Raw genomic sequence first — 13,271 nt, forward strand, 5'->3', positions numbered from 1 at the left:
CAGGGTCCCCCTGGCCGCTCATAAAACACCTTAACGCACGGCAAGCGAAGCCCACACCGCGGCAACATAAGCCCCCGCAAGCTCAAGAGAAACCCCTGCCAAGGCTGGCTGCTCCGCATTTAAATGCGGGAGAAAGGTCCGGCTATCAATGTTATGGCGTGCTGCTTGGCCTGTCCGGCGGGTCCGGTGCGCAAAGAGCCTACCGCGCCCGGCGGTAAAGAAAGATCTGGCCGTTATAATTTTTTGATTATCATCGCCTTACGTCTCGCTTCCCGATCCAGCTCACAAATCCCATAAAATTCATTTGTCACCGCCAATACCTTTGCTTAAATTGCTAACTCGACTTAGCAAAGGGGGCAAGCATGAAAAACCAGTGCTTTATCGGTGTGGACGTGGGGTCGGCCAGCGTCCGGGCCGGCGTGTTTGATAAGCAAGGCGCCCGGCTGGGCTTTGCCGTGCGCCCTATCAGTCAGTTCCATCCCCGGCCGGATGTGGTCGAACAATCATCACAGGAAATCTGGTCGCAGGCCTGCGCGGCGATTCAAGAGGCGGTGGCCACCGCAGGCGTGGCGCCTGAATCGGTGGTTTCCCTGGCCTTTGACGCGACCTGTTCGCTGGTGGCGGTGGATAGCGCCGGCGAGGGGGTTTCGCTGGCCGAAGATAACGCCGCCGGGCACGATATTATTATGTGGATGGATCATCGGGCGGTGCGGGAAGCCCAGGATATCAACGCCACAGGCGATCGGGCGCTGGACTATGTCGGCGGCGAGGTGAGCGTGGAAATGGAATTGCCGAAAGTCCTGTGGCTGAAGCGTCATTTTCCCGAGCGTTACCAACGGACCTGGCGACTGTTTGATCTGGCGGATTTCCTGGTCTGGCGCGCCACGGGCGTGGATGCCGCCAGCACCTGCACGCTGACCTGTAAGTGGAATTACCTGGCCCATGAAAACCAGTTCAGCGCCCCGCTGCTGCGGGCGATTGACCTGGAAGACCTGCTGGAGAAGGTGCCGCCGGCGATCCTGGAACTGGGCCGGCCCGCAGGGCGACTCAGCGACCGGGCGGCGCGGGAGTGCGGCCTGACCACCGCGGTGACCGTGGCAGGCGGCATTATCGACGCCCATGCGGGCGGACTGGCGCTGGTGGCAACCCAACCCGAGGGCGCCCTGGCCATTATCAGCGGTACGTCGAATTGCCATATGCTGGTTAACCGGCGTGAGATTCATGTCCCGGGCGTATGGGGACCCTATTGGGGCGCGATGCTGCCGGACTGGTGGCTGAGCGAGGGCGGCCAGAGCGCCGCCGGCGCGCTGGTGGAATGGACGCTGCGGGGGCATGCCGCCTGGCCGTTGCTGCAACAGCAGGCCCGTGAGCGGCAGTGCAGCGACTATGAGCTGCTTAATGCCTGGGTGGACGACCTTGAACGGCGCGATCCGTTCCCCACCCGCCATCTGCATGTGCTGGCGGATCATCATGGCAACCGTTCGCCCCGCGCCAATCCGCTCGCCCGCGGCGCGGTGATAGGCCTGACGCTGGAGCAGGGACCGGATGCGCTGGCCCGGCTCTACCTGGCTACCCTGCAGGCCATTGCCTACGGCACCCGCCATATTATCGACGCCATGAACCAGGCCGGTCATCATATTACCCGGCTGCTGATCTGCGGCGGCGCCACCAAAAATCCCCTCTGGCTGCGCGAATACGCCAACGTCACCGGCTGCGATATCGAGCTGTCGGCCGAGGATGACGCCGTCACTCTCGGCGCGGCCTTGTTGGGCGCGGTGGCGGCCGGTGCCTTTCCCACCCTGACCGACGCGGCGCGCGCGTTGGTGCGTCCCGGCGAGGTTATCCGCGCCGATGCGGGCAGCGCGGCATTCCATCAGGCGAAATACCAGGTTTACCTGCGGCTTTATGACGATGCGCAGCGGGCCGAAAACGACATGCGCGTTTGGCGCTGACCTTATTATTTACCAGGAGCAAACCATGTTGAAATTTACCCTTCCGCCTTCACCGGCGATGATCCAGGCAGGCAATCGGGAAGTGTTGCTGGTCGCCAATGCCGATTTGCGTGAACCGGCTAATGTCACCTGTTGGCCGACCCAGCAGGATTATGAACAAAAGCTGCAGGCGGCGCTGGAAAAACTGGGATACCGCATCAAGCGCGCCCATCCGATCCATGCCGATCGCGGCCATGGCTTTATCAGCAGCCAGAAAGAAGGCGGCGATTTGTTCGCCGCCATTGACCCCGACGCGCCGGTTATCGTGCTGCTGACCGCGTGGCAGTATTCCCATCATATCGCGCCGTCGCTGGCGCATCATCGCGGCCCGGTATTACTGCTGGCCAATTTCGACGGCACCTGGCCGGGCCTGGTGGGTATGCTTTGCATGGCGGGCACCCTGACCAGCCTGGGCGCCGCCTATTCCCGCCTGTGGTCGGAAAATTTTGACGACGAGTTGTTCTACCAGGGATTAAGCACCTGGCTGCGCGACGGCGCGTTGAGCCATAAGACCGGCTATTTGCGCGATATCGCGCCCACCCATGCGCTGATGGCAAGCCCGGCCGGGCAAATCGGCCGGGCGGCGGGGGAATACATCCTGCGTCATAAGGCGATTATCGGCCTGTTCGATACCTTTTGCATGGGCATGATTAATGGGGTCTTCCCGCAGCAGGCGCTGGTAAACGCGGGCATCCCGCTGGAATCCCTGTCGCAATCGGCGCTGTTGGTGGAAATGGCCAAGGTGCCGGCGTCATTGCGCGAGGAGTGCCTCGCCTGGTATGAGCAGCGCGGCATGACATTTGACTTCGGCACGGACGGAGCCCAGTCGCTGACGCGTGAGCAGGTATTGGAACAGTGCGCGATGATGATTGCCATGGCGCGTTTCGTGCAGCGCTTCGGTCTGGCGGCGGTGGGGGTGCAATATCAGCAGGGCCTGAAGGATTGCTGCGCCGCGTCCGATTTTGCCGAAGGCGCTATCGGCAACGCCGAGCGGTTTCCCATCCCGGATGAGCAGGGCGGGATTATCTGGCCGGGCAAGGCCATTCCCTGCATCAATGAAGTGGATATGGGCAGCGCCATCCCGCAGGTGATGATGTGGCGCCTGCTGGATGGCCTGGGCCTGCCCGCCGAGACCACCCTGCACGATATCCGCTGGGGCAGCGACTACCAGGGTACGTTTTATTGGGATCTGGAAATCTCCGGTGCGGTGCCGTTTGCCCACCTGAAGGGCGGTATCGCCGGGGCTACCGGTTATCGTCAGCCGGCGATGTTTTTCCCCTACGGCGGCTCCACCATCGCCGGGCAGGGCAAAGCCGGGCGTTTTATCTGGGCGCGCGCCCATTACGAAGGCACGCAGGTGGTCATGCATATGGGCACCGGCACCGCCGTTGAGCTGCCGCCGGAGGAATTCGAGCGCCGCCGCCGCGCCACCAACTATGAATGGCCGCTGCTGAATGCGGTGCTGGACGGCATCGGGCGCGACGATCTGATGGCGGGCCATCAAAGCAACCATTTGACGCTGGCCTATGTGGATCAGGATCTGCTGGGCGAGGTCTATCAGGCGTTTGTCGCCCAGGCCTTGACGCTCGGCGTGCGGGTACGGGCGGCGGGCAGCGCGGTTGATCTGCTGGCGGGGCCACGGGCATGACGCAATCGGCGCGGGATGGGCAAAAATACGCCGGCATTTGGCCGGTGATGTTAACGCCCTTTGACGAACGGGGCGAGATTGACTGGGCGTCGCTGGAAAAGCTGGTGGAGTGGTATCTGGCGGCCGGGGTGCACGGCCTGTTCGCCGACTGCCAGTCGAGCGAGATGTTTTTCCTCAGTGATAAAGAATCACGCGAACTGGTCGGGCGCATCGTCGCCCAGGTGGACGGACGCGTGCCGGTCGTGGCGTCGGGACACACCGCCAGCGGGCTGAGCCAGCAGGTGGAACAGCTCGGCGCCATGGCGCAGACCGGCATTGACGCTTTGATCCTGATAAGCAACCGTCTGGCGCTGCAAGGCGAGAGCGATGAAAAAACGCTGGCTACCCTGCAACGACTGACGCAACAGCTGCCGGCGACGCTGGATTTAGGTATTTACGAATGTCCCTGGCCGTATAAACGCCTGCTGTCGGATGAGATTATCCGCTGGTGCGCGTTAAGCGATCGCTACACCTTTATCAAGGACACCAGTTGCCATTTGCCCACCATGCGGCGCCGGCTGGCGCTGACGCAGGGTTCCCGGCTGCACCTGGCCAACGCCAACAGCCAAACCCTGCTGGCATCCTGGCAGGCGGGTTGCCACGCCTACAGCGGCGTGATGGCCAATTTCCATCCGCAGCTCTATGTCTGGCTCTATGAAAACTGGCATGGCCAGCCGCAACAGGCGCGGCGGGTGGCTGATTATCTCGCCACCGCCGCCCTGATCGAGAGCCTGGATTATCCCGCCTGCGCTAAATACTGGCAGCGGGAACTGGGCAACTTCACTACCATGCAGTGCCGGGTGCGCGGCATCGGCGCGTTCAACGACAGCTTTTTCCCGGCGGCGGTGGACAGCATGGCGCGCCTGGGCGACGAAATACGGCAACTGGTGCTCCCGCAGTAAACCCGACGCCGGCCACAAGAGTTTTAAGACGATCTTTGCCCTACGCCCGTGGCGCGCGGCTGCGCGCCACAACCTATAACCTGTCCGGCCCAGGCGGGACAGATAAGAAATAATGAGGAACCCATGTCTATTTCTCTTGATATAACCCAAGACCGCAAACTGCTCGACAGGTCGAATATTCGCCGGGTGGTGATCTCCAGCTGGATTGGCAATACCATCGAATTTTATGACTTCCTGCTGTACGGGCTGGCCAGCGCCCTGGTGTTCGGCAAAATATTTTTCCCGACCATCAGCCCGCTGGCGGCGATGCTGGCGTCGTTCGCCACCTTCGGCGTCGGGTTTATCGCCCGGCCGCTGGGCGGTATTTTTTTCGGCCATATGGGCGATACCCTGGGCCGTAAATACACGCTGATGATTACCCTGGGCGGCATGGGGGTGGCGACGTTCCTGGTCGGCTGCCTGCCTACCTGGGCGCAAATCGGCGTCTGGGCGCCCATTCTGCTCGTCGTGCTGCGCTTTACCCAGGGTTTCCTGGTCGGCGGCGAGTGGGGCGGCGCCATGCTGATGGTGGTGGAAAGCGCGCCGGCCAACCGGCGCGGCCTGTTGGGGTCCATCCCGCAAACCGGCGGCTTTTCCGGCCAGCTGCTGGCCACCGGGATTTTTGCGCTCATCACGTTGTTGCCGGAAGATCAGCTGATGTCGTGGGGCTGGCGTGTTCCCTTTATGCTGAGCTTCGCCCTGGTGCTGGTCGGCCTGTATATGCGCCGCCGCCTGGAAGAAACGCCGGTATTTCAAGCGGTGCAACGTCGCGAGCGGCAAAATCCCACCACCGCGCCCGGCGAAAAAGCCAGCAGCCCGGTGGTGGAGGTGGTGCGTCACCAATGGCGCAGTATTCTGCTGATCATGGTGTTGCGCTTTGCCGAAAGCGTGCCGTTCTTTCTGGCCACGGTATTTGCCGTTTCGTACGCCACCTCGCAGTTGGGGGTGGATAAGCAAACCATGCTGAATGTGGTGATGACCACCTGCGTGCTGGCGTTTCCGATGCATGCGTTCTTCGGCATGCTGTCCGACAGGGTCGGCCGTCGTCCTATCTATATCTTCGGCGCGCTGTTCGCCGCCGCCATGGCGTTTCCGTTTTTCTGGCTGCTCGAAAGCGGCTCGTTTGTCCTGATGGTGTTGGGGTATATCCTGCTGATCAATATCGCCCATAATTCCATTAACGCCGTACAGCCGGCCTTCTTTACCGAACTGTTCGGCCCCAAGGTGCGCTACAGCGGCGCGTCCATCGGCGCGCAGCTGGGCGCGATCGTCGCCGGCGGGTTTACTCCTTTTATCGCCAAGGGACTGACCGCGCTGGATCATGACGACTGGACCTATGTGGCGACGTACGTGGTGATTGCCGCGCTGGTGGCTGCCTACGCCGCCTGGCGCGCGCCGGAGACCTCGCGTCGCGACCTGACGCTCGATCACTGATTGCCGGGGCTGTGCAACGGATCTTCCCCTGCCAGGGGGTTTGCCCGCCGTTTGATTTACCGTCCGCCGTCCGCCGTTTTTTCCGGCGGCCGGCGGCGTTGCCCCTGGCTGTATCTTAACGTCATCATGGCGTTAACACTTTCGCCTCGATCCTGCTCACACTTCATAACAAAACCCTTTGCCAGCCCATCTGCCGTTAGCTAAATTGCTAACTCGACTTAGCAAGAAATGAGACGTTGACGCCGTCCGCAGGAATATCACGGCGCCATTATCTTCCTGGCGCCCGATGCTTCCTTTTATATGACGGGCTGCAGCCTGAACGTCGATGGCGGCGGGTCCGTCTGGTAATGATTCCCTCTATCCATAAGGAATGAGTTATGTCTATCTTAACTGATTCAACATTGGCCGACGCCGGCACCAGCGCAGAGGCAAAAAAGGCGCAGAATAAAAAATTGATGACGGTGCTCGGTTCGGGGCTGAGCGGCACCACCATCGAATTTTATGATTTTTTTATTTATGGCACCGCCGCCGCGCTGGTGTTCCCGAAATTATTCTTTCCCAATCTCACGCCGTTTATGGGTCTGATCGTTTCTTTTCTTACCCTGTCGATTACCTTTGTCAGCCGGCCTATCGGCGCCATCGTTTTTGGTCATTACGGCGATAAAATCGGCCGTAAAAAATCGCTGGTGCTGTCACTGATGATCATGGGCGCCTCGACATTCTGTATCGGCCTGGTGCCCAGTTACGCCGCCATCGGCAATCTGGCGCCGCTGCTGCTGATTTTCCTGCGCTTGTGCCAGGGATTCGCCATCGGCGGCGAGTGGGGCGGCGCCACCACGCTGGTCACGGAATACGCCCCGGTGCACCGGCGCGGTTTTTTCGGCACCTTTGTCCAGTTGGGCAATGTGCTGGGGCTGTTTATCGCCACGGCGGTGTTTGCCATCGTCGCCTGGCTGCCGGAACCGCAGCTGATGAGCTGGGGATGGCGCATTCCGTTCCTGCTCAGCGTCGCCCTGTTGTTTGTCGGCCTGTATATCCGCTCCAAAATTGAAGAAACGCCGGTATTTACCGAAGGCAAAGCCACCGGCCAAAAACATGATTTCCCGATTATCGCGGTACTGAAATACCATTGGCGCGCGGTGCTGACCGCCATGGGCATGCGCATGGGCGAAATCGTGCTCGGCTGGCTGACCGTGGCGTTTTTTATGTCCTATGTCACCCGGCAATTAAACTTCAGCCGCGAAACCGCCCTCAACGGCTTATTGCTGGCCAGTTTTGTCGGTATTTTTACCTTCCCGTTTTTCGGTTATCTGTCGGATAAAATCGGCCGGCGGCCGGTGTATCTGGCCGGCGCGGCTATTACGCTGATTTTTGCGTTTCCGTTGTTTTGGATGATCGATACCGGCTCGGTGAAAATGTTCTATTTCGCCACCACCTTTTGTTATTCCGTCGGCCTGGGCATGATGTTTAGCGTGCAGCCGGCCTTTTTTTCCGAATTATTCGATACCAATGTGCGTTATACCGGCGTGTCGCTGGGGTTCCAATTGGCCAATATTGTCGGCGGCCTGACGCCGATGATCGGTACCCTGCTGATTGCCTGGTCCGGCGGCGATTCCTGGCCGGTATCGCTATTCTTAGCCGTCATGGCGACGATTACCATTTGCTGCGTGTGTATTACCAAGGAGAGCTATCGGGCGGATCTGTCCGCGATAAAAGAGCGCTGAACCTGATCAACATGACGAAAATAACCCGGCGGCGCTATTTTCATTACGCCACCGGCGAGTCGCTATTGCAAAGCAGCGCTGAGCGTGAGGCGATCTTGACATTCGTTGCCGGGCCCATTGCCCGGCAACGGACGCAGAAAGCACGGCAACAGGGCGTGACACTCTGACCGGAATGGACGCATCCGCGCCGGCCGGAGGGGAAAAACCACTTTTTATTGAGCAAGGCGTGAGTATTTGGCGTAATTATCCGCTGATTCGAGTTAGCCAGTCCGTTATACTGCGTTATCTACAGAATTCGATAACAGGATTAACCGATAAGATGGCCAAGACCGTAGAGCAGATAGCCAAAGCGCTGGGTATTTCAATCACCACCGTTCGCCTGGTGCTTAACGGTAAAGCCGGGCAATATCGTATCAGCGCCAAAACGCAAAGCAGGATTGCCAGCTACGTGGGCGAATACGGTTATACCATTAATCATGCCGCCCGCAGCCTGAAGCTGAACAAAACCGATACCCTGGGGCTGATTATTCCCAGGTTATCCAATCTGTTTTTCTCCACCCTGGCGGAAAAACTGGAAATCCGCTGCCGCGAGGCGGGCTATCAACTGACCACCAGCTGTACCTATAGCGATACCGAACGCGAAAATACCCTGGTGGAAACCATGCAGCAGCGCAATGTCGACGGGCTGTTCGTGGTGCCCTCGTCATTGCCGGCGCAAAATCACCATATCAAGCGTTTTACCAAACCCCTGGTCTTTCTCGATCGCGATTTCAGCGACAGCGCGGTGTCGCTGGTGGTCAGCGATAACGTCAACGGCAGCGCGGCGTTAACCCATGCCATCATTGATGCCGGGACATTGCCGCTGTTTTTTATGGCCGGCGATATGCAACAGCCGACCATAAAACAGCGCTTACAGGGCTTTACCGAGACCCTGGCCGCTCATGGCATCAGCGAAAACGCGGACTGGGTACTGACCGCCCAGCATAACCGGCGCGAAGACGGCCAGCTGTTGATGCAGCGTTTTTTCGAATTGCACCAGGATGCGCCGCCGGCCTTTATCGCCTCGTCGCTGCCGGTACTGGAAGGCGCGCTTAACGTCTTGCGCGAACATTATGGCTATATTCCCGCCGAGATGAATATCGGCACTTTCGATGAGCATCCCATGTTGGGTTTTTTACCCAATAACACCTGGTCGATGCGCCAGGACGAGGATGCCTGGGTCGAGCATGCGTTCCAGGCGATGACGCAGGCCATGGAGGGCGAAACGGCGCCGGTCAAGTCGGTCATTCCCATGACGCTTAAGCACCGCCGGCGGGCGGCGTTCTGTCAGCAGGCCCAGGGCAAGGCCGATCCGGCCGGGCAAGCTTAAACTCCCCCGGTTGCCGGCGTGGCGGCTTATAGGGTATGGGCGCCGCCGGCCTTGTTTTTATGCCGGGAACCGCCGGGGCTGTTGGCGCCGCTGTGCAGCATACGTTCGCGCGGTGAATCGGCGGATTTATCGCTATCCTTGCGCAGATAATCATACGGCAACAGCAGGGTATCCAGCACCGCCGAGAACGGCAGATCGATAAGCGCCAGCGGCACCATGGCCCAACTGGTATCCTCATCCCGGATGACATTCACACTGGCGCGGGTACCCGGATAATAACCCTGGTCGGGCCCGGTGTGGCTCATCACGCTTGAGCACCCGTTGCTGGCCAGCAACGCGCAGCCTGTTGTCAGAATGAATAATACTTGTTTCAACATGATTCCTATACATCCATTAGGGTGGTAATTTTACTAACGCTATGCATTCCGCCCGGTATTGCGGTAAGTATTCCCTACTGCCGTTATCAGTGTAATGGATATTCAGCCCGTGACTTGCAGTTTTTGCTAAATGAAGGAGATTTTTTTCTTATTGACGCTTGAAAATGCCGCGGCCGGCTCCATTTTATTAATGTGACCCCAGATAAGTACGCCGTAAGGGTATTTAGGTCACTGACCTGTCCATCCGGAAGGTTGTTTGTCACCTCGCTGAATGTTGGAGGCTGTTGTATGCGTAATTTTGATCTGTCACCCCTGTACCGTTCCGCTATTGGCTTTGATCGGCTGGTAAATCTGCTTGAATCAGGACAAAGTCAGGGCAATGGCGGTTATCCTCCCTACAATGTTGAACTGGTTAATGAAAACCAGTACCGCATTGCCATCGCCGTAGCCGGTTTCGCCGAACATGAGCTGGATATTACCGCCCATGATAATTTATTAACGGTTAAAGGCGCTCATGCGCAAGAACCCGCCGAGCGGAACTATTTATACCAGGGGATTGCCGAACGCAATTTCGAGCGCAAATTCCAATTGGCCGAGCATATTCAAATTAAAGGCGCCAATCTGGAAAACGGCTTGCTCTATATTGATTTAGAACGCGTTGTGCCGGAAACACTAAAGCCGCGGCGTATCGAAATCAATTAAACCGATCGCGGCCGATCGCCGCGATAATGTAATAACATCCGCCTGCCGTAACCGGGGGCTAACCCAGCCGCGGGCTGGGGAAAATAATCTCGCTTCATAGAAGGAGTTAATACCATGCGTAATTACGATCTGTCACCTTTACTGCGTCAGTGGATCGGTTTCGATAAATTAGCCAGCACCATGCAGGGCAATCAGGAAGCCTTTAGCTTCCCGCCGTATAATATTGAAAAAAGCGATGATAACCATTATCGCATCACCCTGGCGCTGGCGGGCTTTAAGCAAGAAGAGCTCACGCTTGAAGTGGAAGGGCCGCGCCTGACCATTGCCGGCAAGCCCACCCCGCCCGAACGCGAGGTTGAATATTTGCATCAGGGGCTGGTCTGCAAAGAATTCTCCCTGAGCTTCACCCTGGCGGAACATATGACGGTAACGCAGGCGGAGTTCGTTAACGGGCTGCTGCATATTGCGCTGGAACGCCATGTGCCGGAATCCCTGCAGCCGCGCAAGATCGCCATCGGCGACGCCCAGCCCCAGGTGCTTGAGCATCAGGCTGAAGCCCCGGCGGCCGGCCAGTAATAACACCGGTCTTGATCGTGAAAACGCCGCGCGGAGTTACCGCGCGGCGTTTTCGCTCATTAAAAACCGCGGCCAGGTTATTGGCCAGCGCTGCCCGCCGTTTCCCGAAACGCCCGCTCCACCTCTTGTGCCAATATCGCGATGCCCCGCTCGATTTTATCGGCGTCGGGCACATAATTCATACGCATACACTGCTGCGCATGCGGCCACTCGGTTTCCAGCCCGGGGAAAAAATAATGCCCCGGCACCATCAGCACGCCACGCTGTTTAAGCCGCTGGTAGAGGGTCTCGGTGGTAATCGGCAGGTTCTGGAACCATAGCCAGAGGAAAATCGCCCCTTCCGGCGTGTGGATAAGGCAACGCTCCGGCGGCAGGTAGCGGCGCAGGATAGCTATGGTTTCCCGCACCCGTTGTTGATAGAACGGGCGGATCACCGTTTGCGACAGGCGCATTAAATCGCCGCGCCGGATCATCTCGGCGGCCAGCGCCGGGCCGAGCCCGCCCGGCGCCAGGCTGATAATGCCGTTCATATTGCTGACGGCGTCGATAACCTCTTCATTGGCAATGATAATACCGCAACGCGCCCCCGGCAGGCCCAGCTTGGACAGGCTCATGCACAGGATAATATTGGGATTCCACAACGGCGCGGCCTGGCTGAAGATAATGCCGGGAAACGGCAGGCCGTAGGCATTATCAATCAGCAGGGGCACCTGATGCTGGCGGGCCAGCGCGTCAAGGCGCAGCAGCTCCTGGTCGGTAATCACGTTGCCGGTGGGGTTGGTCGGTCTGGAAACACAAATCAGCCCGATATCCCCGCCCACTTTTAAATGTTCGAAATCCACATGGTATTTGAACTGGCCGTCCGGCAACTGCGCAATGGTCGGCTTGGCGGCGACAAACATATCCTCCTCCAGCCCGGCATCGGCATAACCCAGGTATTCCGGCGCCAGGGGAAACAGCACCCGACGCAGGCCGCCGTCCGCGCCGCGCCCGGCAAACAGGTTGAAGAGGTAGAAAAAAGCGCTTTGGCTGCCGTTGGTCAGCGCGATATTGCGCGTGGTCACCGGCCAGCCCAGCTCCTGGCGCAGCATGGCCGCCAACGCGGTCAGCAGCGCGTTTTTGCCCTGGGGGCCGTCGTAGTTGCACAGAGCTTCGCCCAGGGTGCCGTCGGCCAGCATGGACTGGCACAGCGCGTGAAAATAACGCTCCATTTCGGGGATGGCGGCGGGGTTGCCGCCGCCGAGCATAATGGCGTCCGGTGCGCGCAGGCCATCGTTCATATCGGCCATCAGCTGGGTGATGCCGGAATGGCGGGTGAATTTTTTACCGAAAAGCGAGTAGGTCATAAAATGGGTTCGGATAATATTAACGTAAGCCTGAGTGTTACCATACCGTTTGCGTCACGCCAGGCAACCGCTATTTTGCGACGGCGCTTCAGATAAGATCCAGACCGCGCAATTCGGTCTTCAGGTAGGCGTAATAGATGGGGGCGGCCACCAGCCCCTCCAGTCCAAACGCCGCTTCAAACACCAGCATGGCCAGCAGCAGCTCCCAGGATTTGGCCTGGATGCGATTGCCGACAATCTCGGCGTTGAGGAAATATTCCAGCTTATGGATCAGCATCAAATATACCAGCACCACGCCCGCTATCGGCAGCGAGACGGAGAGCGCCGAGATAATCATCAGGAAATTGGATATCAGGTTGCCGATAATCGGCAGCAGGCCAAAGATAAAGGTGGCCACCACCAGCGTCTTGGATAACGGCAGATGCACCTTGAACAGCGGAAAAATCACCAGCAGCAGGATAGAGGTCAGGATGGTATTGACCAGCGAAATCTTGATCTGGGCAAACACGATATTACGAAAAGAGCTGGATAAATTCTGTACGCGCTGCAGCATTTGCTCGCGAAAATAGGTGGTGCGTCCCGATGGCTTATTCAATGAGATAATCGCGCCGATAATCAGCCCGATAAGGATGGTGATTAAGCCGTGCAAAAAACTGCGTCCCATATTGCGGATGGTAATGAGGTTTTTTTCCACCACGGCGAAAACCTGGTTTTTCAGCTCTTCCGCGCTGTCCGGCAGGTAGGCTGGCAATATATCGGGCAGACGATTTTTGACGCCGGAGAAAATGCGGTTGGTTTCGGCGGTTAAATCAATGCCGCGCTGGATATTCGAGGTCAGGAAACTGACCAGGCTGACAATGGATAGCGTCATGACAATCACTACCACGGCGGCGATGATGCTGACCACGACCCAGCGCGCCCGGCCGCCGATGATGCGCTCAAACCAGGGCGTAAGGGCGAAAATGATTTCATAGGCCAGGAACCCCGCGACAAAACAGGGAAATAAGTGCAAAGGGATAATGATCGCAATAAACAGCAGCATCAACACAAAGGTGCTGATTTTGATGTGAGTATGACTAATAGTCATTATTGTTCCTTTCCATACCGCTTGATTCCATTTTATC

At 58.3% G+C, this 13,271-nt stretch carries 12 protein-coding genes; 9 read left to right on the plus strand and 3 right to left on the minus strand.

All coding sequences use genetic code 11. The annotated features are described in order from the left end of the window. Positions 1-362: 362 nt before the first annotated feature. The 7 genes from ACL2XN_RS18225 (at position 363) to ACL2XN_RS18255 (ending at position 9,146) form a co-directional block, all read left to right on the plus strand. A complete protein-coding gene (locus ACL2XN_RS18225) occupies positions 363-1,952 on the plus strand; it encodes an FGGY-family carbohydrate kinase (protein WP_413729206.1) in 1,590 nt (529 codons plus the stop codon). A gap of 25 nt (positions 1,953-1,977) precedes the next feature. Further along, the gene (locus tag ACL2XN_RS18230) at positions 1,978-3,639 is read left to right on the plus strand and encodes a signal transduction protein (protein ID WP_410012951.1); all 1,662 of its coding nucleotides are present in this window, start codon (positions 1,978-1,980) and stop codon (positions 3,637-3,639) included. Then, positions 3,636-4,580: a dihydrodipicolinate synthase family protein gene (locus ACL2XN_RS18235; protein ID WP_410012952.1), complete on the plus strand. Its 945-nt coding sequence runs from the start codon at positions 3,636-3,638 to the stop codon at positions 4,578-4,580. Before ACL2XN_RS18230 ends, ACL2XN_RS18235 begins: the two co-directional genes overlap by 4 nt. A 123-nt stretch (positions 4,581-4,703) precedes the next feature. Further along, entirely contained in the window at positions 4,704-6,053 is a 1,350-nt protein-coding gene (locus ACL2XN_RS18240; protein WP_413729207.1) for an MFS transporter, read from the plus strand. Positions 6,054-6,430: 377 nt separating this feature from the next. Further along, positions 6,431-7,777 carry an MFS transporter gene (locus ACL2XN_RS18245; protein ID WP_410012954.1) on the plus strand — a complete coding sequence of 449 codons (1,347 nt, stop codon included), beginning with the start codon at positions 6,431-6,433 and terminating at the stop codon, positions 7,775-7,777. A gap of 11 nt (positions 7,778-7,788) precedes the next feature. Next, entirely contained in the window at positions 7,789-7,944 is a 156-nt protein-coding gene (locus tag ACL2XN_RS18250; protein WP_413729208.1) for a hypothetical protein, read from the plus strand. 152 nt (positions 7,945-8,096) lie between these two features. After that, positions 8,097-9,146, plus strand: coding sequence for a LacI family DNA-binding transcriptional regulator (locus ACL2XN_RS18255; protein ID WP_413729209.1), 1,050 nt, complete (start codon positions 8,097-8,099; stop codon positions 9,144-9,146). A 26-nt stretch (positions 9,147-9,172) separates the two neighbouring features. Here ACL2XN_RS18255 and ACL2XN_RS18260 read toward each other — a convergent pair whose 3' ends face one another. Then, entirely contained in the window at positions 9,173-9,523 is a 351-nt protein-coding gene (locus ACL2XN_RS18260) for a YceK/YidQ family lipoprotein (protein ID WP_413721704.1), read from the minus strand. A gap of 288 nt (positions 9,524-9,811) precedes the next feature. On the opposite strand from ACL2XN_RS18260, the gene ibpA reads away from it, so the two are divergent. Together ibpA and ibpB are read left to right on the plus strand one after the other, a co-directional pair. Further along, the gene (ibpA, locus tag ACL2XN_RS18265) at positions 9,812-10,225 is read left to right on the plus strand and encodes a small heat shock chaperone IbpA (protein ID WP_410012957.1); all 414 of its coding nucleotides are present in this window, start codon (positions 9,812-9,814) and stop codon (positions 10,223-10,225) included. A 114-nt stretch (positions 10,226-10,339) separates the two neighbouring features. After that, complete coding sequence (gene ibpB / locus ACL2XN_RS18270; protein ID WP_410012958.1) at positions 10,340-10,801, plus strand: small heat shock chaperone IbpB; 462 nt, start codon at positions 10,340-10,342, stop codon at positions 10,799-10,801. Between the two features lie 77 nt (positions 10,802-10,878). Here the strand turns inward: ibpB and ACL2XN_RS18275 are convergent, their stop codons facing one another. Both ACL2XN_RS18275 and ACL2XN_RS18280 read right to left on the minus strand, forming a co-directional pair. Continuing rightward, positions 10,879-12,147: a valine--pyruvate transaminase gene (locus ACL2XN_RS18275; RefSeq protein WP_410012959.1), complete on the minus strand. Its 1,269-nt coding sequence runs from the start codon at positions 12,145-12,147 to the stop codon at positions 10,879-10,881. 88 nt (positions 12,148-12,235) lie between these two features. After that, positions 12,236-13,234 (minus strand): AI-2E family transporter, encoded by a 999-nt coding sequence (locus ACL2XN_RS18280; protein ID WP_410012963.1) that lies wholly within the window; start codon positions 13,232-13,234, stop codon positions 12,236-12,238. Positions 13,235-13,271 lie beyond the last annotated feature (37 nt).

The organism is Sodalis sp. RH22, from assembly GCF_047324165.1.
Classification (GTDB): domain Bacteria; phylum Pseudomonadota; class Gammaproteobacteria; order Enterobacterales; family Enterobacteriaceae; genus Acerihabitans.

Excerpts from the sequence above, each read along its gene's own strand:
- ACL2XN_RS18225 (WP_413729206.1), top strand. The coding sequence starts at position 363 with ATGAAAAACCAGTGCTTTATCGGTGTGGACGTGGGGTCGGCCAGCGTC.
- ACL2XN_RS18230 (WP_410012951.1), top strand. The coding sequence starts at position 1,978 with ATGTTGAAATTTACCCTTCCGCCTTCACCGGCGATGATCCAGGCAGGC.
- ACL2XN_RS18235 (WP_410012952.1), top strand. The coding sequence starts at position 3,636 with ATGACGCAATCGGCGCGGGATGGGCAAAAATACGCCGGCATTTGGCCG.
- ACL2XN_RS18240 (WP_413729207.1), top strand. The coding sequence starts at position 4,704 with ATGTCTATTTCTCTTGATATAACCCAAGACCGCAAACTGCTCGACAGG.
- ACL2XN_RS18245 (WP_410012954.1), top strand. The coding sequence starts at position 6,431 with ATGTCTATCTTAACTGATTCAACATTGGCCGACGCCGGCACCAGCGCA.
- ACL2XN_RS18250 (WP_413729208.1), top strand. The coding sequence starts at position 7,789 with ATGACGAAAATAACCCGGCGGCGCTATTTTCATTACGCCACCGGCGAG.
- ACL2XN_RS18255 (WP_413729209.1), top strand. The coding sequence starts at position 8,097 with ATGGCCAAGACCGTAGAGCAGATAGCCAAAGCGCTGGGTATTTCAATC.
- ACL2XN_RS18260 (WP_413721704.1), bottom strand. The coding sequence starts at position 9,523 with ATGTTGAAACAAGTATTATTCATTCTGACAACAGGCTGCGCGTTGCTG.
- ibpA (WP_410012957.1), top strand. The coding sequence starts at position 9,812 with ATGCGTAATTTTGATCTGTCACCCCTGTACCGTTCCGCTATTGGCTTT.
- ibpB (WP_410012958.1), top strand. The coding sequence starts at position 10,340 with ATGCGTAATTACGATCTGTCACCTTTACTGCGTCAGTGGATCGGTTTC.
- ACL2XN_RS18275 (WP_410012959.1), bottom strand. The coding sequence starts at position 12,147 with ATGACCTACTCGCTTTTCGGTAAAAAATTCACCCGCCATTCCGGCATC.
- ACL2XN_RS18280 (WP_410012963.1), bottom strand. The coding sequence starts at position 13,234 with ATGACTATTAGTCATACTCACATCAAAATCAGCACCTTTGTGTTGATG.